We start from the raw sequence: 22,631 nt of genomic DNA, 5'->3' as shown, positions 1-22,631 counted from the left end.
ACTGTCTGGCCGATGATGAAATGGAATCACACAAATTTCATACGGCCGTTTGAATTTTAGGGAAATGACCATTTCTCAACATTTCGGCCTTATTTCGCCATATTTTGTGATTTTTTAACGCCATTTATCGCATTGAGCACCCCCCTCCGCACGACACGGTTGCACCATGAAGGCGGTCATCTGTCTGATGCAGGTGCATCGATTGCCAAGGTTTTCTGGCATAATCCCGCCCCCCTATGACCCGCCAGACAACCTTCATGATCGATTTATTCAGCGGACTGGATGCCTGGGTGTTGGTGAGCCTGCTGCTCGCCTTGACCTTCGTACTCGCCTTCGAGTTCATCAATGGCTTTCATGACACCGCCAACGCGGTAGCTACCGTCATCTATACCAAAGCCATGCCGCCACACCTCGCCGTGTTCTTCTCCGGCGTGTTCAACTTCCTTGGGGTTCTGCTCGGCGGTGTAGGGGTGGCCTATGCCATCGTGCACCTGTTGCCGGTAGAGCTGCTGATCAATGTGAACACCGGACACGGCCTGGCCATGGTCTTCTCGTTGCTGGCCGCGGCCATCACCTGGAACCTGGGCACTTGGTACTTTGGCATCCCTGCCTCCAGTTCGCACACGCTGATCGGCTCCATTCTCGGTGTCGGGCTGGCCAACGCCCTGATCAACGACATTCCGCTAGGCGACGGCGTCAACTGGCAGAAAGCGATTGATATCGCCATGTCGCTGGTAGTCTCGCCAATGGCCGGTTTCGCCGTTGCTGCCCTGGTGTTGATCGGCCTGAAATGGTGGCGCCCGCTGTCGAAGATGCACAAAACCCCGGAACAGCGCCGCAAGCTCGATGACAAGAAGCACCCACCCTTCTGGAACCGTCTGGTCCTGGTTGTTTCCGCCATGGGCGTGAGCTTCGTGCACGGCTCCAACGACGGCCAGAAAGGCATCGGCCTGATCATGCTGGTGCTGATCGGTATTGTGCCGGCCAAGTTCGTACTCGATCTGAACAGCACCACCTACCAGATCGAACGTACTCGCGACGCTACCCTGCACATGAGCCAGTTCTACCAGCGTAACGCCGCCACCCTGGGCGAGTTCCTGGCACTGGGCAAGGCCAAGGCCAGCGATCTGCCGGAGCAGTTCAGTTGCAACCCGCAGCAGACCGAGCCGACCATTGCTGCGCTGCAGACCTCGCTGAAAGGCGTGACGGACTACCACAGCCTCGATGCCGAGAAGCGCGTTGAAGTGCGCCGCTATTTGTTGTGCCTGGATGACACGGCAAAGAAGGTTGGCAAGCTGCCAGGCCTGGACGCCCGTGAAAAGTCCGACCTTGAAAAACTGCGCAAAGACCTCACCGCCACCACCGAATACGCCCCGTTCTGGGTGATCGTGGCCGTCGCCCTGGCCCTTGGCCTGGGCACCATGGTTGGCTGGAAGCGCGTGGTATTGACGGTGGGCGAGAAGATCGGCAAACAAGGCATGACCTATGCCCAAGGTATGTCGGCACAGATCACCGCAGCCTGCGCCATCGGTATGGCCAACGTATTCGCCCTGCCGGTGTCGACCACCCACGTGCTGTCGTCCGGCGTGGCCGGCACCATGGTTGCCAACAAAAGTGGCCTGCAAGGCGGCACTGTGAAAACCATCCTGCTGGCATGGGTCCTGACCCTGCCTGCCTCGATGGGCCTGGCGGCCGGCCTGTTCTGGCTGGCGTCCAAAGCCATTGGCTGAGTGACACCGCAATGAATAAAGGCGCCCTCGGGCGCCTTTTTCATAGCCGTTATGCCTGCCGAAGCAGCCTTGTGCTACCAAGGGTATGGGCGCGGCGCAGGAAGACTACCTTTTCTTGCCCCCTAACAACGACCCCATCAACCCGCGCACCAACTGCCGCCCCAACTGGTTAGCGGCCTGGCGCACTGCTGACTTGATCGCCTGCCCCGCTGCACTCTGCAAGAACTCACCCGCCTTGTCGGCAAAACTCTCTTCATCCGCCTTCGGTTGCGGCGCCGGTTCCACCGGCTCGCCCTTACGCTGGCTCAGCATTTCATAGGCTGACTCACGGTCCACCGGTTTGTCATAGCGCCCCGACAATGGCGAAGCCGCAATCAGCGCACTGCGCTCAGCCGCACTCAGTGGCCCGATACGCGACTGCGGCGGTGCAACCAGCACCCTCTGCACGATGGCCGGTGTGCCCCTTTCTTCCAACGTACCCACCAGCGCTTCGCCAATACCCAGTTCGGTAAGCACCGCCAGGGTGTCGAATGTTGGGTTGGGACGGAAACCATCGGCTACCGCCCGCAGCGACTTCTGCTCCTTGGCCGTGAACGCCCGCAAGCCGTGCTGAATGCGCAAGCCCAACTGGGCCAGTACCGCGTCCGGCAAGTCACCCGGCGACTGGGTAACGAAATAGACCCCCACCCCCTTGGAGCGGATCAGCCGGACCACTTGCTCAAGACGGTCTTGCAGCGCCTTGGGCGTGCCGTTGAACAGCAAGTGTGCTTCATCGAAGAACAGCGCCAGCACCGGCTTGTCGGCATCACCGCGCTCGGGCAACTGCTCGAACAGTTCGGCCAGCAACCACAACAGGAACGTCGCGTACACCTTGGGTGCCTCGTGCACCAATCGGCTGGCATCGAGCAGGTGGATACGTCCACGGCCATCCGGATCAGGGCGCAGCAGGTCCTCCAGTTGCAATGCCGGCTCGCCGAACAATGCCTCGGCACCCTGCTGCTCCAAGGTAGCGAGCCGGCGCAACAAAGCCTGGGTGGAGGCCGTGGTCATCAGCGCGCTGTCTTCGCCAAGCAGATGCGGGTTGTCCTTCAGATGCGCCAGCAGGGCCTTGAGGTCTTTGAGGTCCAGCAGCAGCAGGCCTTCGCGGTCGGCCACCTTAAATGCTGCATACAGCGCCGCCTGCTGGCTGTCGGTCAGTTCCAGCAAGTTGCCCAGCAGCAGCGGCCCCATTTCACTGAGGGTGGTGCGCAGCGGGTGGCCCGACAGCCCGGCGATATCCCACAAGCTCACCGGGTAGGCCTTGGGCGTATGCCCCAGCCACGGCATGCCGGCGATGCGCTCAGCCACCTTGCCTTGTGGCGCACCAGCAGCCCCCAAGCCACAGAGGTCGCCTTTGACATCGGCGGCGAACACCGCTACCCCCGCGTCGCTGAACACCTCCGCCAGGTGCTGCAGGGTGACGGTCTTGCCAGTACCGGTTGCGCCAGCCACCAGACCGTGGCGGTTGGCCAGGCGCATTGCTTGCCCGACTGGCTGGCCATCCGGGCCCGCGCCTACAACGATGGTCGAAAATTCCGACATCTCTTTAATCCTCTGCTCAAGCTTTAGCTTAATTCGGCCGATACCTGTGGGTGTTATTCGCCTTAATTAGAGAGGAACAGCCGAAAAGGGACTTTTCGGGATGTTGCACAACCTACGGCTCCACTCGTGCGAACGCCTGATATAAAACCTTAGCGGAACCGATTACGCCATGAACAAAAGCCTTCGTTTCAGCCACAAGATTCTTTTGGCGGCATCACTGATCGTGATACTCGCCTTCAGCCTTTTCACCCTCTACAACGATTACCTCCAGCGTAATGCGATCCGCGAGGACCTGGAAAACTATCTGGCTGAAATGGGCACCTCCACGTCGACCAACATTCGCAACCTGTTCGAGGGCCGGATAAAGCTGGTGGAGAACCTGGCGCAGAACATTGCCCAAGACCCAGCCAACGCCGAAACCCTGATGGGTCAGAATGCGCTGATATCCAGCTTCCTCACGGTCTACCTGGGCAAAGTCGACGGCGGTTTCAGCGTACGCCCGGACGCGAAGATGCCCGACGGCTACGACCCGCGCACCCGCCCTTGGTACAAGGACGGCATGAACGCCAGCGGCGCGACGCTGACCGAACCCTACATCGATATGACCACCAACAAGATGGTCATTGGTATCCTCAGCAAGGTCTCCAGCAGCGTGGGCGTGGTCGGCGGCGACCTGGCCCTGGACGGCTTGGTGCAGATCATCAACTCGCTGAACTTCGGCGGCATGGGATACGCCTTCCTGGTCAACGACCAGGGCAAGATCCTGGTGCACCCGGATAAAGATCTGGTCATGAAATCGCTGTCGGACCTGTTCCCGCAGCACACGCCGAAACTGACCGGTGAGCTGACCGAAGTGCAAAGCGAGGGCCAGACCCGCCTGCTGACCTTCAGCCCGATTACTGGCCTGCCGTCGGCAAACTGGTACATCGGCCTGTCGGTGGACAAGGACAAGGCCTTCTCGATGCTCAGTACCTTCCGCACCTCGGCGGTGATCGCCACGGTGGTGGCAGTGGTGATCATCATCGGCCTGCTCGGCTTGCTAATCCGCGTGTTGATGCAGCCGCTGCACACCATGACCCGCGCCATGGAAGACATTGCCGAAGGTGAAGGCGACCTGACCAAGCGCCTGCACATCCACAACCACGACGAATTCGGTGTCCTCGGCAACGCCTTCAACCGCTTCGTCGAGCGCATTCACAGCAGCATTCGCGAAGTGTCCTCGGCCACCGAGCAGGTCAACGAAGTAGCCCTGCGGGTGATCAGCGCTTCGAATTCGTCGATGACCAACTCCGACGAGCAGTCCAACCGGACCAACAGTGTCGCCGCCGCCATCAATGAATTGGGCGCTGCGGCTCAGGAAATCGCCGGCAACGCCGCCCAAGCTTCGCAGCACGCAAGCTCCGCGCGCCTGTTGGCCGAAGAAGGCCAGCAAGTGGTCGAGCGCAACATTGCCGCGATGAACCGCCTGTCCGACCTGATCGTCACCTCCAGCGCGCACATCGAGACACTGAACAGCAAGACCGTGAATATCGGCCAGATCCTGGAAGTGATCACCAGCATTTCCCAGCAGACCAACCTGCTGGCGCTGAACGCCGCCATCGAAGCGGCCCGCGCCGGTGAGGCCGGGCGTGGCTTTGCCGTGGTCGCCGATGAGGTGCGCAATCTGGCGCACCGCACCCAGGAGTCGGCGCAGCAAGTGCAGACCATGATCGAAGAGCTGCAGGTCGGTGCCCGCGAGTCGGTCGACACCATGGACCAGAGCCAGCGCCACAGCCAGGACAGCATGCAGATCGCCAACCAGGCGGGTGAGCGACTGGACAGCGTTACCGTGCGCATTGGCGAGATCGACGGCATGAACCAGTCGGTGGCCACTGCCACCGAAGAGCAGACCGCCGTGGTCGAGGCGATCAACATGGACATCAACGAGATCAACATGCTCAACCAGGAAGGCGTGGAGAACCTGCAAGCGACCCTGCGCGCCTGCTCCGACCTCGAGCAGCAGGCTGGCCGCCTGAAACACCTGGTGGGCAGCTTCCGTATCTGATAAAGGCTACACCTTCACCTGGAGCAGCCTTGTGCTGCTCCAGGCATTGCGCACTCCCCCTCTCAAACCGATCGAACAAACTATCCTTCTGATAGGTCCACCTTTAGGCGTTTCATCGCCGGCCATTCAACGCCGGATGACAGACCCGAAGACGATCCCGGAGGGATGCTGATCGTGCACATCGCCGACATCACCATGTTCTACGCCCCGGCCAGCGGTGGCGTACGTACCTATCTTGATGCCAAACATCACCGTCTCGACGCCATTCACGGCGTACGCCACAGCCTGTTGATTCCCGGTGCCAGCGCCCAACACGGCGATGGCATCTATCAGGTACCTGCGCCACCCTTGCCGTTTGGCAAGGGCTACCGCTTTCCGGTACGCCTGGCCCCCTGGTGCAATACACTGCGCACGCTCAAACCCGACCTGATTGAAGTTGGCGACCCCTACCTGACCGCCTGGGCGGCGCTGGAAGCGCGGCGCCAGCTCGACGTGCCCGTGATCGGTTTCTACCATTCCGACCTGCCGTTACTGGTCAGCAACCGCATGGGCAACTGGTTCGCACCCAATGTCGAGGCCTACGTCAGCAAGCTATACGGCAATTTTGATCGGGTATTGGCCCCCAGCCAGGTGATGGCCGACAAATTACGCCGCTTGGGCGTGCGCGATGTCCATGTGCAGCCGCTGGGCGTTGACCTTGCCACTTTCCACCCCTCCCGGCGCGACCCACATGTGCGTGCCGAACTGGGCATTCCCGACACCAGCCGCCTGTTGATCTTTGCCGGCCGCGGCTCGCGGGAGAAGAACCTGCCGGTGCTGCTTGACTGCATGCAGCAACTCGGCGCCCCCTACCACCTGTTACTGGTAGGCTCGAACATGCCGGCCAGCGTGCCGTCCAACGTCAGCGTCATCGATCACTTCTGCCCGTCTGCCGAGGTGGCCCGGCTGATCGCCAGCGCCGACTTGCTGGTGCATGCTGGCGACCAGGAAACATTCGGCCTGGTCATTCTCGAAGCGATGGCCAGCGCCACCCCTGTGGTGGCCGTGCGCGCCGGTGCGTTCCCTGAAATCATCAACGAACAGTGTGGCCGCCTGTGCACGCCCAACGATGGTCGGGCCATGGCGTGCGCCGTGCGCGAGGCGTTCGAGGCGGGTACCCGCGAGCTCGGCCTGCAGGCCCGCCACCATGTAGAGCAACATTATTCTTGGGATAACGTGGTAGCTGGCCTGCTCCAGCACTACCAGGCCGTGCTCGGCCACCAGCCGCAGGTGCGCGCCCATGCTTGAGCCCTCCGCCAGCCAGCGCAGCCTCATGCTGGTGTTGCACGATATTGCCCCGGAAACCTGGCCGGACTATGAACCGTTCGTAAGGGCTGTGGACGCGCTGGGCCACGTGCCAATGACATGGCTGGTGGTCCCGGACTTCCATCGACGCAATCCGCTGCACCAGGCACCTTCGTTCTGCCGCCTCCTGGACGAACGCCTTGCCAAAGGCGACGAACTGGCGCTTCACGGCTATGCCCATGCTGACGAAGGCCCCGCACCGCGCAGCCCCATCGACTACTTCATGCGGCGCATTTATACCCATGAAGGCGAGTTCTACGGCCTTGATGAGAACGAAGCGCTTACCCGGCTACAGGAGGGCCTGGCGCTGTTCGAGAGCCAAGGTTGGCCTGTGGCAGGCTTTGTCGCACCGGCCTGGCTCATGAGCCAGGGCACGCGGCAAGCCCTGTGCCGCCTGCCACTCAAATACACCAGTACACCGCAGCATCTGTACCGGTTGCCAGACTTTACAGCCATTGATGCGCCAGGCCTGGTCTGGAGCGCACGGAGCGCATGGCGGCGCACATTGTCCCGCACGCTGTGCGACTGGCAATGCCGGCGCTGGCGAGGCGCGAGCACATTGCGCTTGGGGCTGCACCCTGTAGACATGCGTCATCGCTCATCCCGAGACTATTGGTTGCGAACGCTGGAAACACTGGTGAAGGATGGCCGCGAACCGCTGACCAAATCTGCCTGGCTGGAGCGCCAGGGGGCAGCATGAAGCGTTGGGCCTGGCTGGCGCTGGCACTGCTGGGGGCAGCGCTGGTGCCAGCGTTGCTGGGTGGTAGCGAGCTGCTGCCGAGGCTGAGCCGGTTCGACCCGCACCTGCTGCTCATGCTGCTAGGCATGATTCTGTTGTGCTGGGTCATCAATGCGCTGCGCCTGCGCCTGTTGCTGGGTGAGCAGGCAAAACAGTTGAGCCATGCTCGCAGCCTCGGCGTGGTCATGGCCACCGAGTTTGCCATCTGCACCACCCCTGGCGGCAGTGGTGGGCCGCTGACCCTGATGGCGCTGCTGGCGCGAGACCGCATCCGCCCGGCGCGCAGCGGCGCCGTTTTTGCCATGGACCAGCTGAACGACCTGGTGTTCTTCTTCTGCGCAATGCTGGCGATTGCCGGCTACGCGCTGTTCCACAGCCTGGGCCGCAGCCAGGAAAGCATGTTGCTTGGCAGTGCGTTACTGCTGTGCACAGCGTTGGCCGGGGTGATCGGGCTGTTGCGCTACCGGCGCCCGATAATGCGCATGAACGGCAGGCTGTTGCAGCGCATGGGGATGGGCCAGCCGCGCAAACGTCGCTGGGCGCGCAAACTGCTGCACTTCGTTGCAGCACTGGCGCAGACCTGGCGCCTGCCCAAGCGCAGGCTGAGCCTGGTGTTCACCCTGACCTGCATCCACTGGGCGCTGCGCTACAGCGTGCTGTACCTGGTGTTGCGGGGCTTGGGGGTAGACCTGCAGTGGATTCCCAGCTTCCTGGTGCAGATGCTGTCGCTCAGCGCCGGCCAATTCAGTCTGCTGCCTGGCGGGGCCGGGGCCGCCGAGCTGACGTCTGCCAGCCTGTTGACACCCTTGGTGGGCAGCTCGACCGCAGCTGCGGCAATCCTGATATGGCGGGCGGTTACTTACTACTTTTATCTGCTGGCTGGGGGGCCGGTGTTTGTGTGCCTGCTGGGACGTCCGTTGCTGGAGCGCTGGCGGCGTCAGGCGGGTTGAGCTGTTGCCAGAGTTCGGCGGCGCCGGGGAAGTCGGTGCCATCCGTATCATCCAGGGCTTCAGGGTCGTAGCGGGCCAGGCAGCCTTCGCCAAGGATCGGTGGAGGTGAGGCGACGGGGTTGTTGCGTTGCTTGGTCATTGCCGTTTCACCCAAGATTGCCGGGGCGCTCTGCGCCCCTGTCGCGACTGGGCTGCGCAGCAGCCCAGCACCTCACAGCAAGCCGGACGGTGTCAGTCGAACACCACAGTCTTGTTACCATGCACCAGCACACGGTCTTCCAGGTGATAACGCAGGCCACGGGCCAGCACCATCTTCTCCACATCACGGCCAAAGCGGACCATGTCATCGATGCTGTCGGCATGGCTGACACGCACCACATCCTGCTCGATGATCGGGCCGGCATCCAACTCTTCAGTGACGTAGTGGCACGTCGCGCCAATCAGCTTCACCCCACGCAGGGCAGCCTGGTGGTAAGGCTTGGCGCCGACGAACGACGGCAGGAAGCTGTGATGGATGTTGATCACCTTCTCGGCATAGTCCCGGCACAGTTGTGGTGGCAGGATTTGCATGTAGCGGGCCAGCACCACGACGTCGGCGGCATGCTCCTGCACCAGGCGCGACACTTCGGCAAAGGCCGGGGCCTTGTCTTTGGGGTCGACCGGAACATGGAAGAACGGAATACCGTGCCACTCGACCATGCTGCGCAGGTCGTTGTGGTTGGAGATGACGCAAGGGATCTCGCAGTCCAGCTCATCGGTGTGCCAGCGGTGCAGCAAGTCTGCCAGGCAGTGCGACTCACGGCTGGCCATCAATACCACGCGTTTTTTCTGAGCCGAGTCGGTAATGCGCCAGGTCATGGAGAACTCTTCGGCGATCGGCGCAAACGCCTCACGGAAGGCTTCGATACCGAACGGCAGCGATTCAGCGCGGATTTCATGACGCATGAAGAACCAACCGCTCTGCTCATCGGAGTGGTGGCTGGCTTCGTTGATCCAGCCATTGTACAAGGCCAGGAAATTACTGACTTTCGCCACGATGCCTACACGGTCGGGGCAGGCGATCACCAGACGATAGGTGCGCATGAATGAGACTCCAGAACTTCGCAAAGGCGCCTATTCTAGCGGCCCGCCAGAAAAAACGCAGTATTGATCGCTGCCGCGATTGCATATGCAGGCCCGAAAACGCCACACGGGCGCTGCCTGACAGACAAGAGGAAACGCACGGGGCATATGTAAAAATTTGTTCACGTAGAGAAATGCTGTCACAGCTTAATTAACAGTTAATTGCCCAATCTTATGTTTACTTGCGAGTATGGGCTGTCTATTATTGCCCCACACATTTCTGAACACGCATTAAGGAACACTCCATGTCCCTGATCAACGAGTACCGCGCTACCGAAGAAGCCATCAAGGAACTTCAGGCCCGCCTGGCCAATCTGTCGCAGGATGACAAGCTGAAGAAAGAACTGGAGTTCGAAGGCAAACTGCGCACACTGATGGGCGAGTACTCCAAGTCGCTGCGCGACGTGATTGCCCTGCTCGATCCAGAATCGAAACTGAGCAAGGCACCTCGTGGTTCGGTCAAGACTACCGCCACCAAGCGCGCACGCAAGGTCAAGCAATACAAGAACCCGCACAACGGTGAAGTGATCGAAACCAAAGGCGGCAACCACAAGACCCTGAAAGAGTGGAAAGCCACTTGGGGCGGCGATGTGGTTGAAAGCTGGGCAACCCTGCTGGACTGATTATCCGCATACGCCTCTTGCTTCGCACAACAAAAACGCCGGCACACTGCCGGCGTTTTTGTTTACCGGCCATCAGCCGATTGAATAGTGCTCCTGCAATTGTCGAGCATGCAGTTGCCAGGCCTCCAACACTCGCCTGCCCGCCTCGTCGGCGCCCTCCCAGGCTTGCTGGCGTGCCTGTTCGAAGTCGCCCAAGGTATTCGGCGCGCCCCACTGCGGGTCGCTCAGGCGTTGCTGGCAGAAGTCATACCAACGTTGCCGCTCTTCGGGGGTCAAGGTTTCAGGGAAGTTACGTGCCCGGTAGCGGAACAACAGCTCCGGCAAACGCGGATCATCGAACATCCATTGGCCATGGCTCAACTGCGCCGGTTCCAGCGCACGAACTTGCTCGCATAAGCGCCGGTCGCGGTCACCTATAAAACCCTCATACAACTGCTGTTCCGGGTCCTCGCTCGGAGCGAACTCGTCCTTGCCATAGATGTGCTCCAGCTTTTCTTGCCATTGCGCCTGTTGATTGGCCAATTGTTCGCCGCGCGATTGTAACAACGTCAAGTCCAGGCCCAATCGTTGTTGATCGACCGGGCGCAATACCGACAGCGGCGCCACTACCGGGCAACGATTGATCTGCACCAATTTGAGCGGTACCGGTAATTCACCTTCAGCCAATTCATCATGCCGGGTGTACAAGCGCTGACGCAAAACTTCAGCACTTTCCCGCAGTAACGGTAGGGTTTCCTGATGCAGGTCGCAGACAATCAGTGCATTGCGATTACGCGGGTGCCAGGCCAGTGGCAATACGACCCCCAGGTAATTGCGCGCCGCCGAAAAACGCCCGGATATATGCACCAGTGGCTGCAACAGACGGATCTGCTCCATCACTTTATGCTTGCTACGCAGTTGAAACAGCCAGTCATACAACTTGGGTTGTTTCTGCCGAATCAGGCGAGCCAAGGCAATGGTTGCCCGCACGTCGGAAAGCGCTTCGTGGGCATGACCGTGGTCAATGCCATTGGCCTTGCTCAGCAGCTCCAGACGCAGGCTGGTGCGCCCGTCCTGCTGCGGCCATTCAATGCCTTCCGGGCGCAGGGCATAGGCGGTGCGCACAATGTCGATCAGGTCCCAGCGGCTATTGCCTCCCTGCCATTCACGGGCATAGGGGTCGAAAAAGTTGCGGTAAAGGCTGTAGCGAGTCACTTCATCGTCGAAGCGCAGGGTGTTGTAGCCGGCACCACAGGTGCCCGGTTGCGCCAGCTGGGCGTGCACGCGAGTCATGAACTCGGCTTCGCACAGGCCCTGCTCCGCCAACAGTTGTGGCGTGATGCCTGTCACCAGGCAGGCCGCCGGGTGCGGCAGGATGTCGTCCGACGGTCGGCAATAAAGGCTGATTGGCTCGTCGATTTCGTTGAGGTCGAAGTCAGTGCGCACGCCGGCCACCTGCAGCGGCCGATCGCAGCGCGGGTTGATGCCGGTGGTTTCATAGTCGTGCCAGAAAATGCTGGAGGTCACGGGGTCGTCCTGTATCGAGGTCGACCCGATTCTAGCGCGATTCTGAAAAATGAACGTTCAGACGGGAGCGTTCGCGGGGCGGAAACTGAAATAGTCGCGCAACGAACGTACGAAATCATCGTACTCGCGCGGAGACTGCAGCAGCATGAAGCCCGAATCGTAGTGCCCAGGCGTCTGGTCCTCGCGGCACCACAGGCAACTGGCCGTGAGGTTGACGAACTGGTGCCCGCCGCCAGGCAGGGGCATACGCAGTTGCAGCTCGTAATCAGGCCCGACCAACACGGGCAGCTGGCTGATGACCATCAACCCATTTTCAGAGGCATTGCCTAGCTGACCGATCTCCTGACCGGTAAAGCGGTTGAACACCTTGAGGACACAAGGTAGCTGATGACGTTCGATGTGGCGCTTGTTAAACATGATCGCGAGTGTATTCCGTACCTGATGCCAGGAATACTAGGTACTGGCGGTTGTTGTAACAGCTGAGTTACAGATTAGCGCAGCACGCGCAGCAAATCCCGTGAAATAAACCACACCTTTGTGTTAGCGCCAAGGTACGGTCGTCACCGGATTGGCCACGGCCGTTTCTGCGCCGCGCAAATGGCCGAGTTTTTCCAGCGTCTGCAGGCGCGCTCGGGCGCGATAGGCATATTCGTTGCCCGGGTACTGCTGGATCAGGTACTGATAGGTTTGCGCCGCGTCCACGTACAACGCCTGGCGCTCCAGGCACTGGCCGCGCAGCAGTGATACTTCGGGGTGGATGAACGGCCGGGCACGGCTGGTGCGATCAACCTGCGACAGTTCGAGCATGACCCGTGCGCAATCGCCGCGGTCGTAGGCGCGGTAGGCATTGTTCAGATGGTGGTCCATGGACCAGCGGGTACAGCCGACGGCGCTGGCGGCCAAGGCTAAAACGATCAGGGCTCGCATGGGGATCTCCTTTGATGCCAGTGTATCGGCGTTTGCCTGCAAATCTTCACACCCTTTTGCAAGGATACCCTGCCCCGTTCAAATGCCACCCTGCCTTGGTCGCAGGTAGTGCAACGGAACAATGACTACAGCGAGATTCAGGAGTAGCCTTTCGCTGCGCTTCACTATAGGAGTCTGTGCATGAGCATCCGCCGCACCAAAATCGTCGCCACCCTTGGCCCCGCCAGCAACTCGCCGGAAGTGATCGAACAACTGATCCTCGCCGGCCTGGACGTGGCACGTCTGAACTTCTCCCACGGCACGCCGGACGAGCACAAGGCCCGCGCGCGCCTGATCCGTGACATCGCCGCCAAGAACGGCCGCCATGTTGCACTGCTGGGCGACCTGCAGGGTCCGAAGATCCGCATCGCCAAGTTCGCCAACAAGCGCATCGAACTGAAGATCGGTGACAAGTTCACCTTCTCCACCGCCCACCCGCTGACCGAAGGCAACCAGGACATCGTCGGTATCGACTACCCCGATCTGGTCAAGGACTGCGGCGTTGGTGACGAACTGCTGCTCGACGATGGCCGTGTGGTCATGCGCGTCGAAACCGCCACTGCAGACGCCCTGCACTGTGTGGTGATCATCGGTGGCCCGCTGTCGGACCACAAAGGCATCAACCGTAAAGGTGGTGGCCTGACCGCACCGGCCCTGACCGAAAAAGACAAGGCCGACATCAAACTGGCTGCGGAAATGGACCTGGACTACCTGGCCGTGTCCTTCCCGCGTGACGCCAGCGACATGGAATACGCGCGCAAGCTGCGTGACGAAGCTGGCGGCAGCGCCTGGCTGGTGGCCAAGATCGAACGCGCCGAAGCAGTTGCCGATGACGAGACCCTCGACAAGCTGATCGCCGCCTCCGACGCTGTGATGGTTGCCCGTGGTGACCTGGGCGTGGAAATCGGCGACGCCGAGCTGATCGCTATCCAGAAGAAGATCATCCAGCACGCCCGCCGCAACAACAAGGCCGTGATCGTGGCGACTCAGATGATGGAGTCGATGATCCAGAACCCGATGCCGACCCGCGCGGAAGTGTCCGACGTGGCCAACGCCGTGCTGGACAACACCGATGCGGTGATGCTGTCGGCCGAGAGCGCCGCCGGTTCCTACCCGATCGAAGCTGTCCAGGCCATGGCACGCATCTGCCTGGGTGCCGAAAAGCACCCGACCAGCCAGAAGTCCAGCCATCGCCTGCACACCACCTTCCAGCGCTGCGACGAAAGCATCGCCTTGGCGGCCATGTACACTGCCAACCACTTCCCGGGCGTAAAGGCGATCATCGCCCTGACCGAAAGCGGCTACACCCCGCTGATCATGTCGCGCCTGCGTTCGCATGTACCGATCTTCGCCCTGTCGCCGCACCGCGCCACCCAGGCACGCGCCTCGATGTTCCGTGGCGTGTATCCGATTGCCTTCGACCCGGCCGCGCTGCCGGCCGACAAGGTGAGCCAGGCAGCGGTCGACGAACTGCTCAAACGTGGCCTGGTGGAGCAAGGTGACTGGGTGATCCTGACCAAAGGTGACAGCTACCACACTATCGGTGGCACCAACGGCATGAAGATCCTGCACGTGGGTGATCCGCTGGTCGGTTGATCCACGCTTTTCACAGCACAAGGCTCAAGCGCAGCCTTGTGCTGCGAAGAGGCCCCGACTGGAATAACAAAAAGCCCCGGTTCTCGCGAACCGGGGCTTTTTGATGGTGCAGGGGGTAAGGCTGGCTTACATCATGCCGCCCATGCCACCCATGCCGCCCATATCAGGCATGCCAGCAGCTGGCTTGTCTTCCGGCAGGTCGGCAACCATGGCTTCGGTGGTGATCATCAGACCGCCGATCGAAGCAGCAGCTTGCAGCGCCGAGCGAGTAACCTTGGCTGGGTCCAGGATGCCCATCTCGATCATGTCGCCGTATTCACCGGTAGCGGCGTTGTAGCCGAAGTTGCCCGAACCTTGCTTGACCTTGTCAGCAACCACGCTTGGCTCATCACCGGCGTTGGCAGTGATCTGGCGCAGCGGGGATTCAACAGCGCGACGCAGCAGCGCGATACCGACGTTCTGGTCTTCGTTGTCGCCTTTCAGGTCGACGATGGCCGCCAGGGCGCGAACCAGGGCAACACCACCGCCAGGCACCACGCCTTCTTCAACGGCTGCACGGGTAGCGTGCAGGGCGTCTTCAACGCGGGCTTTCTTCTCTTTCATTTCAACTTCAGTGCCGGCACCCACCTTGATCACGGCAACACCGCCAGCCAGCTTGGCCAGACGCTCTTGCAGCTTCTCACGGTCGTAGTCCGAGGAAGTTTCTTCGATCTGGGCACGGATCTGCTTGACGCGTGCTTCGATCTCGGTGTCAGCGCCAGCACCGTCGATGATGGTGGTGTTTTCCTTGGACAGGATGACGCGCTTGGCGTTACCCAGGTGCTCCAGGGTAGCGGTTTCCAGGGACAGGCCGATTTCTTCGGAGATGACCTGGCCGCCAGTCAGGACGGCGATGTCCTGCAGCATGGCCTTGCGGCGATCGCCGAAGCCTGGAGCCTTGACTGCAGCAACCTTGACGATGCCGCGCATGTTGTTGACTACCAGGGTAGCCAGCGCTTCACCTTCAACGTCTTCGGCAACGATCAGCAGTGGGCGGCCGGCCTTGGCAACGGCTTCCAGAACTGGCAGCAGCTCACGGATGTTGGAGATTTTCTTGTCGACCAGCAGCAGCAGCGGGCCTTCCAGCTCGGCAACCATGGTGTCTGGCTTGTTGACGAAGTACGGCGACAGGTAGCCGCGGTCGAACTGCATGCCTTCTACGACGGACAGTTCGTTTTCCAGGCCCGAGCCTTCTTCAACGGTGATCACGCCTTCTTTACCGACTTTTTCCATGGCTTCGGCGATGATTTCACCGATGGAGTTGTCGGAGTTGGCAGAGATGGTACCTACCTGGGCGATGGCCTTGGAGTCGGCGCATGGCTTGGACAGGTTCTTCAGCTCGGCAACAACGGCAGCAGTGGCCTTGTCGATACCGCGCTTCAGGTCCATCGGGTTCATGCCGGCAGCGACGGCTTTCAGGCCTTCGTTGACGATGGCCTGAGCCAGAACGGTAGCGGTGGTGGTGCCGTCACCGGCAGCGTCGTTGGCCTTGGAAGCAACTTCCTTGACCAGCTGGGCGCCCATGTTTTCGAAAGCGTCTTTCAGCTCGATTTCTTTGGCGACGGAAACGCCGTCCTTGGTGATGGTCGGCGCGCCGAAGCTCTTGGCCAGTACCACGTTACGGCCTTTCGGGCCCAGGGTCGCTTTTACCGCGTCAGCCAGAACGTTGACACCAACCAGCATTTTCTTACGGGCGGAATCACCAAATTTTACGTCTTTAGCAGCCATGATCGTTTAATCCTTGAAAAACTTTGGAGTAACGGGAAGTCGGGGGGAAATCAGCCTTCAACAACGGCGAGGATTTCGTTCTCGGCCATGACCAGCAGGTCTTCGCCATCGACTTTCACGGTGTTGCTGCCCGAGTACGGGCCGAAAACCACTTTGTCACCCACTTTCACGGCCAGCGCGCGAACTTCGCCGTTGTCCAGGACGCGACCGGTGCCGACGGCTACAACTTCGCCGCGGTTTGGTTTTTCAGCGGCCGAACCCGGCAGGACGATACCGCCAGCGGTTTTCGATTCTTCTTCGCTGCGACGGATGACTACGCGGTCATGCAGAGGACGAAGTTTCATTGTCGATCTCTCCCAAATTGTGGTTTTCATCGGCCGGTTCGACACCGGCGGTTTTGATGCTGTCCGGCGTTGCCGGGGGTGGCCCGCTGTGAGCGAACCACCTGTGTAATGTCTGGTGTTGCCACCAGAAACCTTGCGGTGACCACATACATGAGGCCGCCACATCCAATTACAAGGCTCGAGATAGAAAAATTTTCATCAGGCCAAAAAAAACCGGGGCCGCTTGTGCGGCCCCGGTCCTTTTTACTTGTCGCGGCGCTCGTACTCGCCTTCGATCACGTTCGGGCGGTGGCCGCCATCACGCGGCTGCGCCTGGAAGGGGTCATCCTGGAATGCACGCTGGCGCATGGCCTGGGCCTCGGCACGCTCGCGCATCTTGCGTGCGGCCAGGCGGCGGGTGAATGGCAGCAGGCACAGCACACCCAGCACGTCGCTGATGAAGCCGGGCAGCAACAACAGGCCACCACCCACGGCCAGCATCATGCCCTGGAACATGTCCTCGGCGGGCAATTCACCGCGCTGCAGGCTTTCACGGGCGCGCAATGCAGTCGCCAGGCCGGCCACCCGCATGACCAGTACGCCCAAGGCGGAGCCGGCGATGATCAGCAGCAACGCCGGAAAGAAACCGATTGCCGCGCTGACCTTCACGAAGACGAACAGCTCCAGCACAGGAAAAATCAGAAACAGCAGTAGAAAAGCACGCATCAAGGGTTCCTCGACGGAAGATAACCTTCCAATAAGACCTCACATGGATGCCTGCGCTCCGGATTTCAACCCTCGGTTTGCATCACAAGCGGCCAATGGTCGGCGCGAGCCAGCAAAACCAAGGCCTCGCGGACTTGTGTCGGCGTGTTGCAAGTAGTGGGGAAAGGCAACCAGTGCACGGCCTGGCCGATGCGCAGGTGCATGCCTTCACTGTCTACCCCAACCATCTGCGCCGGTACGTGCCGTGGCAACCCGGTCAACTCGACGTAGTGGGCAATGGCACTGGCGTGATCGCTGTTCATGTGTTCGATCATGCTCCCCTCGGCCTTGCCCGCGAACGGGTTGGCCAAGGTGACATGGTCAAGCCAGTGGATCGCACCGAAGCCGCCGATGTAACGGTGACGCACCGGTTGCAGCACCCAGAAATCGAAGTCGTGGGCCTTGTGGTAGTTGGCCGCATCCGGGAAATAGCGGTAATAGCGCTCGGCGGCGGCCTCGATGACGGCCTCGTCGACCAGCTTGTGCGCTTCGGCCATCACCGTCAGGCGCCCTACCGCCTGCACATCCTCAGCCTCGCGCTCACCCACCAACAGCGAACACTTGGGGTCCTTCTGCAGGTTATGGGTGTGCTGGGCAATGCGGCTGATCAGGATCAGCGGGTTGCCCTGGTCGTCCAGACAGTACGGCACGACCGAACCGAAGGGGTAGCCAGGCATCGACCTGGAATGTGTCGAAAGCACGCCGCGGTATTCCTTGAGCAGCAGTTCCCGGGCGGGGCGGATGGCGTTGGTACTCACTTGAGGGCGGCTCCTGGCGGACGGGTTGGGGACAAGATAAGCATTATCAGCTGCCTGTGCCACTGACCTGCATCCAGACGCCTTACCAGGTAACGCCGAAGCCCGCGGTATAGCGTGTCTTGTCCAGCTCACTTTCACGCGTGCCGGTGATGATGTCCTTCTCCGCCTTGAGGTTCAGCGAGGCCCACTCGGTGACCTTGTAGCGCAGGCCAACCTCGGCATCCAGCGAGTAGTCGGCCACGCCACCCAGCGGCTTGGCGAACTCGCCGTTGGTGAACAGCTGCACGTTCTTGCCGATCAGGTATCGGGTGTAATCCCACTTCACGGCCGCAGAATAGAAATTATCCTTGCCACCATCCTGATACTCGAAGTCAGTACGGTTGATCAGTGAGCCCAGCGAGAACGCGCCCAGCTCATCGTCCCAGAACTGGTAACCCGGGCCGGTACCCACGGTGCGCTGGCGGGCCAGGTCTTCGATGCGATCACGTTTGTATTCCGCACGCCCCTGCCAGAACCACTTCTCGGTAATGAAGCGGTCCAGCGCGTACTCGGCGCTCCAGTTGTCGGTGGTGGTGACGTCGTCCTTGGTCTCGCGGTTGTACTCACCCTCGGCGTTGTGCCGCCAAAGGCCATGACGGGCGGTGGTCTTGAAGCCCACGTCGTAATCGTCGGTGTCGTTCTCGGCGCGCTTGTAGTCCAGTGCCACGTCGACATTGCCTTTCCACACGAAATCCTCGACCAGCGGCTTGGGCTTCATGATCTGCTCGATACTGGCCAGCTCCACCGTCTTCGGTGCCTCGCCATTGGCCAAGGTCACCTTGCCTGGCTCTGCCGCCTTGAGCGACTTGGCTTTCTCTCCGCTGTAGGCGTCCTGCTTGACCAGCATCTCCTGGTCGCTCTCCAGCGTCTGGACCTGTTTCCAGTCCAGGGCGATGGACCCGCCATAAGGGGTTTCCAGCAGCAGCTTGCCGCCGTCGAATACCTTGATCTTGCCACTTAGCCGGTCACCGTTCTTCATCCACACAGTGTCGGCGAACACCGGAGAGGCACACAGGGAAACAGCGAGAAGGCACAACAAGGATCTAGAATTCATAAACGGGCTTTGTTTGCGGACTATGGATTCGATTTGACGAAAAAGCCGGGCATTATCCAGATACCCACGACCAGAGCAAGGACAGACCGGGAGTATGCCGTTGAGTTCAACTCTCATTGACCAGACCACCGGTCCGGTTTCATCTGCAGCCCAAGGCGGGCGAGATGTCTGATGGATATGAGCACGCCCTCGATTCGGCCGAGGGCCGACGAACGGCGCTGTATTCAGTACTGGGCCAAGTGCCACCCGGCAAGGTCGTGAGCTATGGCCAACTGGCCGAACTGGCAGGGCTTGGCCGTGCGGCGCGCTGGGTTGGGCGCACCCTGGGGCAGTTGCCTGCAGACACACGCCTGCCTTGGCACCGGGTGCTTGGTGCAGGTGGCCGGCTGAGCCTGGCGCTGGGCACCCCGTCGGGCGATGAACAACGGGCGCGGTTACGCGCAGAAGGTGTGAATGTAAGCAACAATCGTGTGGATATGACGCGCCATGGCTGGCGCCCAATGGAGCACAGCGGTTAGAGTGCGCGCTTTGTTTTCGAAAACTTGAGGCAGATGTTGGCCCATGCCCCGTAAAACCTGGCGCGCTGCGCTTGCTGCCTATGCCAGCCCGTCAACATTGGTACTTTTGCTACTCGGTTTCGCCGCCGGCCTACCCTACATGCTGGTGTTTTCGACCCTGTCGGTATGGTTGCGCGAAGCCGGCGTTGCCCGTGAAACCATCGGTTATGCAAGCCTGATTGGCTTGGCCTACGCCTTCAAGTGGGTCTGGTCACCGCTGCTCGACCAATGGCGCTTGCCGCTGCTTGGCGGCCTCGGGCGCCGGCGTTCGTGGCTGCTGTTGTCGCAAGCGCTGGTGGTGATCGGGCTGGTCGGCATGAGCCTGTGCGACCCGCAACAGCATCTCTCCTGGCTGATTGCCATGGCCGTACTGGTGGCTTTCGCCTCGGCTACCCAGGACATTGCTGTCGACGCCTACCGCCTGGAAATCGCTGACGACCAGCGCCAGGCCGCGCTCGCAGCCAGTTACATGGCCGGCTACCGGGTGGCTGCCTTGCTCGCCACGGCCGGTGCCCTGTTCTTCGCCGAGTGGTTCGGCTCTACCGGCTTCAGCTACCTGCACAAGGCCTGGGCCGGCACTTACGTGATATTCGGGGTGATGATGCTGCCCGCCCTGTTCACCACGTTGGTCATGCGCGAACCGCCAGTGCCCATGCGCACCCAACTGTCGGCAGCGCGCTACGGGCTGGTGCACCAGATGGCTTCGGTGTTCGTGCTGATCATCCTGCTGGTCTCGGTACCGGCCAGCTTCACCCAGATGTTCAATACCGGCTGGTCCAGCGTGGTCTCCGGTGATGCCACGCCGCTCGACCTGCTGCTGGAAGACCGCGCCTTCCTGCGCCTGATCCTCTACGTGCTGCTGACCTGGGCCTGCCTGTCGAGCCTCGGCCGTCGCGGCCTGGCCCCCGTGCTGACCCCGATCAACGACTTCATCACCCGCTACCGCTGGCAGGCTCTGCTGCTGCTCGGCCTGATCGCCACCTATCGCATGTCGGACACGGTGATGGGGGTGATGGCCAACGTGTTCTATATCGACATGGGCTTCACCAAGGACCAGATTGCCAGCGTCAGCAAGATCTTCGGCCTGATCATGACCCTGGTCGGCGCCGGGGTTGGCGGCCTGCTGATCGTACGCTTCGGCATCATGCCCATCCTGTTCATTGGCGGCGTAGCCTCTGCCGGCACCAACATCCTGTTCCTGATGTTGGCTGACATGGGGCCGAACCTGGAAATGCTGGTGGTGACCATCTCGCTGGACAACTTCAGCTCCGGCATGGCTACCTCGGCCTTTGTCGCCTACCTGTCCAGCCTGACCAACCTGAAGTTCTCGGCGACCCAGTACGCGCTGCTCAGTTCGATCATGTTGCTGTTGCCGCGGCTGATCGGCGGGTATTCGGGCGTTATTGTGGAGAAGTTCGGCTACCACGACTTCTTCCTGATCACGGCGCTGCTGGGGGTGCCTACGCTGATCCTGATCGCCCTGCAGTGGCATCAGGAAGCCGGGCGGGGAACGCCGGTGGCGGACGACCACTCGGTGGCTGAGCGGCCCTGAAACTTTGTATTGCCTGTACAGGCCTCTTCGCGGGTAAACCCGCTCCTACACCGGGCCGCGTTGCCTTGTAGGAGCGGGTTTACCCGCGAAGAGCCCGGCCCGCGTTGCCTTGTAGGAGCGGGTTCACCCGCGAAGAGCCCGGGCCGCGCTGCCTTGTAGGAGCGGGTTTACCCGCGAAGAGGCCGGCACAGGCAATACCGCTTATCAAGCAACAGCCCCTTCCCCAGGCCGCCCCCCCACCACAAACCACAGCGGCCACAGCGCCAACGCCCCCGCCACCCCCGCCGCCAGGGCAAAATGCAGCAAGCTGGCACCGGCGCCAATCATCGCCAGCAGCGCACCGCCGAGCCCCAGCAAGGCAATGGTGATCATCCCCAGCATGGCCGAAACCAGCCCCTTGCTCTGCTCACTGGAGAACAGCGTCATGCGGTACAGCACCGCATTGGCCACGCCCAACCCCAGCGCATACAGCGACATGCCAGCCACCACACTGGTCACACTCGGCCAGTACCAGGTCGCCAGCACCATCAGGCACAGGCCCGCCAGGTATGGCCAGAGCGCACCACGCACCAGGGCTGGCAGCGGGTAGCGATCGGCAATGCGGTTGATGATCAGGTTACCGAGGATCAGCCCGCCAAAGACCGGCAACTGCCACAAGGCATACTCCAGGGTACTCAATCCCTCATCGTGAATCAGCAGCACCGGCGACAGGCCAATCCAGCCAATCAGCGGCAATCCGACCAACCCAAGGGCGGCGCTGCCTGCAACGAAGCGGCGGTTGCCCAGCAGTTGGCCATAACCTGCCAACAGTGGCAGCAGGTGAATCGGCGTGAACGCCAGCCGCGAGCCGTCACGGCGCTCCACGCCCAGGGTTTCCGGCATCAGCCGGTACAACAGCAGCCAGGCCAGCACCGCGCCGATGGCGAACGCCACGAACAGCCAGCGCCAATCCAGCCATTGCAGCAGCAAGGTGCCCACCAGCGGCCCGAGCAGGGGCGACAGCAAGGCGATGTTGGCCAGCAGGGCCATCATGCGTACAGCATCAGCCTCGCTGAAAGCCTCGTTCAGGGCCGGGTAGCTGACCGTGACCACAAAGCCCAGGCCAATGCCCTGCAACAGGCGCAGCAGGTTGAACAGGCCGATGTCCTGGACCCAGAAGGTGGCCAGGCAGGCCAGGCCAAAGAATGCGCAACCGACCAGCAGCAGCGGGCGCCGTCCATAACGGTCGGCCAACGGGCCGATCAGCCATTGCAGTACTACGCCGCCCAGCAGGTACAGGTTGAGGGCATGGGGTATGTATTCGGGGCTGGCGTCGAGGTCGTTGACCACGACAGGCATGGCCGGCATGACCGCGTCGCTGGCCAGGTAGGTCAGCAGTTCGAACAGGGCCAGGGTCAGGCCGAACAGCAAGGCACGCAGAGGGGTGATATACAGCAGTGGTTTCATGATGACGTATCGGGTGTGGCGGGCGGGGTCACGCTATATGCCAGAAATGACTGGAAATTGCTGTGAGCAAGTGTAATCAGGGTCGGAAAAAGCTGGGGCCGCTTTGCGCCCCTTCGCGGGCAAGCCCGCTCCTACACAGAACACGCATGTCCTCGTAGGGGCGGGCTTG

The 22,631-nt window shown here is 61.1% G+C and carries 20 protein-coding genes and 1 pseudogene; 10 read left to right on the top strand and 11 right to left on the bottom strand.

Annotated elements, in window-relative coordinates:
- The first annotated feature begins 257 nt into the window (after window positions 1-257).
- A complete protein-coding gene (locus I8746_RS17685; RefSeq protein ID WP_003251935.1) occupies window positions 258-1,730 on the top strand; it encodes an inorganic phosphate transporter in 1,473 nt (490 codons plus the stop codon).
- A gap of 105 nt (window positions 1,731-1,835) precedes the next feature.
- Here the strand turns inward: I8746_RS17685 and I8746_RS17680 are convergent, their stop codons facing one another.
- Window positions 1,836-3,311: a helicase HerA-like domain-containing protein gene (locus I8746_RS17680; protein WP_012053636.1), complete on the bottom strand. Its 1,476-nt coding sequence runs from the start codon at window positions 3,309-3,311 to the stop codon at window positions 1,836-1,838.
- Between the two features lie 169 nt (window positions 3,312-3,480).
- On the opposite strand from I8746_RS17680, the pseudogene I8746_RS27640 reads away from it, so the two are divergent.
- The 5 genes and pseudogenes from I8746_RS27640 to I8746_RS17660 all read left to right on the top strand — a co-directional run.
- A pseudogene (locus tag I8746_RS27640) lies at window positions 3,481-4,497 on the top strand (cache domain-containing protein); the annotation flags it as partial.
- Between the two features lie 93 nt (window positions 4,498-4,590).
- The gene (locus tag I8746_RS27635) at window positions 4,591-5,355 is read left to right on the top strand and encodes a methyl-accepting chemotaxis protein (RefSeq protein WP_370588296.1); all 765 of its coding nucleotides are present in this window, start codon (window positions 4,591-4,593) and stop codon (window positions 5,353-5,355) included.
- A 165-nt stretch (window positions 5,356-5,520) separates the two neighbouring features.
- Window positions 5,521-6,642: a glycosyltransferase family 1 protein gene (locus tag I8746_RS17670; protein WP_012053637.1), complete on the top strand. Its 1,122-nt coding sequence runs from the start codon at window positions 5,521-5,523 to the stop codon at window positions 6,640-6,642.
- Window positions 6,635-7,399 (top strand): DUF2334 domain-containing protein, encoded by a 765-nt coding sequence (locus tag I8746_RS17665; RefSeq protein WP_014754370.1) that lies wholly within the window; start codon window positions 6,635-6,637, stop codon window positions 7,397-7,399. The genes I8746_RS17670 and I8746_RS17665 overlap by 8 nt, the downstream gene beginning before the upstream one ends.
- The gene (locus tag I8746_RS17660; RefSeq protein WP_221100895.1) at window positions 7,396-8,388 is read left to right on the top strand and encodes a lysylphosphatidylglycerol synthase transmembrane domain-containing protein; all 993 of its coding nucleotides are present in this window, start codon (window positions 7,396-7,398) and stop codon (window positions 8,386-8,388) included. Before I8746_RS17665 ends, I8746_RS17660 begins: the two co-directional genes overlap by 4 nt.
- A gap of 231 nt (window positions 8,389-8,619) precedes the next feature.
- On the opposite strand, the gene purU is transcribed toward I8746_RS17660, so the two are convergent.
- Window positions 8,620-9,471 (bottom strand): formyltetrahydrofolate deformylase, encoded by an 852-nt coding sequence (gene purU, locus I8746_RS17655; RefSeq protein ID WP_088513329.1) that lies wholly within the window; start codon window positions 9,469-9,471, stop codon window positions 8,620-8,622.
- A gap of 284 nt (window positions 9,472-9,755) precedes the next feature.
- On the opposite strand from purU, the gene mvaT reads away from it, so the two are divergent.
- Window positions 9,756-10,133 carry a histone-like nucleoid-structuring protein MvaT gene (gene mvaT / locus I8746_RS17650; RefSeq protein WP_003251920.1) on the top strand — a complete coding sequence of 126 codons (378 nt, stop codon included), beginning with the start codon at window positions 9,756-9,758 and terminating at the stop codon, window positions 10,131-10,133.
- Between the two features lie 72 nt (window positions 10,134-10,205).
- On the opposite strand, the gene sbcB is transcribed toward mvaT, so the two are convergent.
- The 3 genes from sbcB to I8746_RS17635 form a co-directional block, all read right to left on the bottom strand.
- The gene (gene sbcB / locus I8746_RS17645; protein WP_221100894.1) at window positions 10,206-11,639 is read right to left on the bottom strand and encodes an exodeoxyribonuclease I; all 1,434 of its coding nucleotides are present in this window, start codon (window positions 11,637-11,639) and stop codon (window positions 10,206-10,208) included.
- A 57-nt stretch (window positions 11,640-11,696) separates the two neighbouring features.
- On the bottom strand, window positions 11,697-12,056 hold the full coding sequence (locus tag I8746_RS17640; RefSeq protein ID WP_012053641.1) for a PilZ domain-containing protein: 360 nt from the start codon (window positions 12,054-12,056) through the stop codon (window positions 11,697-11,699).
- Window positions 12,057-12,179: 123 nt separating this feature from the next.
- Entirely contained in the window at window positions 12,180-12,566 is a 387-nt protein-coding gene (locus I8746_RS17635; RefSeq protein ID WP_003251914.1) for a hypothetical protein, read from the bottom strand.
- Between the two features lie 180 nt (window positions 12,567-12,746).
- On the opposite strand from I8746_RS17635, the gene pyk reads away from it, so the two are divergent.
- Window positions 12,747-14,201: a pyruvate kinase gene (gene pyk / locus I8746_RS17630; RefSeq protein WP_003251912.1), complete on the top strand. Its 1,455-nt coding sequence runs from the start codon at window positions 12,747-12,749 to the stop codon at window positions 14,199-14,201.
- 126 nt (window positions 14,202-14,327) lie between these two features.
- Here the strand turns inward: pyk and groL are convergent, their stop codons facing one another.
- The 5 genes from groL to I8746_RS17605 form a co-directional block, all read right to left on the bottom strand.
- Complete coding sequence (gene groL, locus I8746_RS17625; RefSeq protein ID WP_003251907.1) at window positions 14,328-15,968, bottom strand: chaperonin GroEL; 1,641 nt, start codon at window positions 15,966-15,968, stop codon at window positions 14,328-14,330.
- Window positions 15,969-16,018: 50 nt separating this feature from the next.
- Complete coding sequence (locus I8746_RS17620; protein WP_003251905.1) at window positions 16,019-16,312, bottom strand: co-chaperone GroES; 294 nt, start codon at window positions 16,310-16,312, stop codon at window positions 16,019-16,021.
- Between the two features lie 243 nt (window positions 16,313-16,555).
- The gene (locus I8746_RS17615; protein ID WP_003251903.1) at window positions 16,556-17,017 is read right to left on the bottom strand and encodes an FxsA family protein; all 462 of its coding nucleotides are present in this window, start codon (window positions 17,015-17,017) and stop codon (window positions 16,556-16,558) included.
- A gap of 65 nt (window positions 17,018-17,082) precedes the next feature.
- On the bottom strand, window positions 17,083-17,814 hold the full coding sequence (locus I8746_RS17610; RefSeq protein ID WP_221100893.1) for a HugZ family protein: 732 nt from the start codon (window positions 17,812-17,814) through the stop codon (window positions 17,083-17,085).
- Window positions 17,815-17,896: 82 nt separating this feature from the next.
- A complete protein-coding gene (locus I8746_RS17605; protein ID WP_221100892.1) occupies window positions 17,897-18,907 on the bottom strand; it encodes a DUF481 domain-containing protein in 1,011 nt (336 codons plus the stop codon).
- Between the two features lie 164 nt (window positions 18,908-19,071).
- Here I8746_RS17605 and I8746_RS17600 point away from each other — a divergent pair, with 164 nt between their 5' ends.
- Complete coding sequence (locus I8746_RS17600) at window positions 19,072-19,425, top strand: MGMT family protein (protein WP_010952470.1); 354 nt, start codon at window positions 19,072-19,074, stop codon at window positions 19,423-19,425.
- Window positions 19,426-19,468: 43 nt separating this feature from the next.
- The gene (locus tag I8746_RS17595) at window positions 19,469-21,016 is read left to right on the top strand and encodes an AmpG family muropeptide MFS transporter (RefSeq protein ID WP_221100891.1); all 1,548 of its coding nucleotides are present in this window, start codon (window positions 19,469-19,471) and stop codon (window positions 21,014-21,016) included.
- Between the two features lie 204 nt (window positions 21,017-21,220).
- Here I8746_RS17595 and I8746_RS17590 read toward each other — a convergent pair whose 3' ends face one another.
- Window positions 21,221-22,462, bottom strand: a complete 1,242-nt coding sequence (locus tag I8746_RS17590) for an MFS transporter (RefSeq protein ID WP_012053645.1) — start codon at window positions 22,460-22,462, stop codon at window positions 21,221-21,223.
- Window positions 22,463-22,631 lie beyond the last annotated feature (169 nt).

The organism is Pseudomonas sp. USTB-Z (assembly GCF_019691255.1).
GTDB lineage: Bacteria > Pseudomonadota > Gammaproteobacteria > Pseudomonadales > Pseudomonadaceae > Aquipseudomonas > Aquipseudomonas alloputida.
Note: the sequence above shows the minus strand (reverse complement) of the source record. Positions and strands in the feature narration are given on the sequence as shown.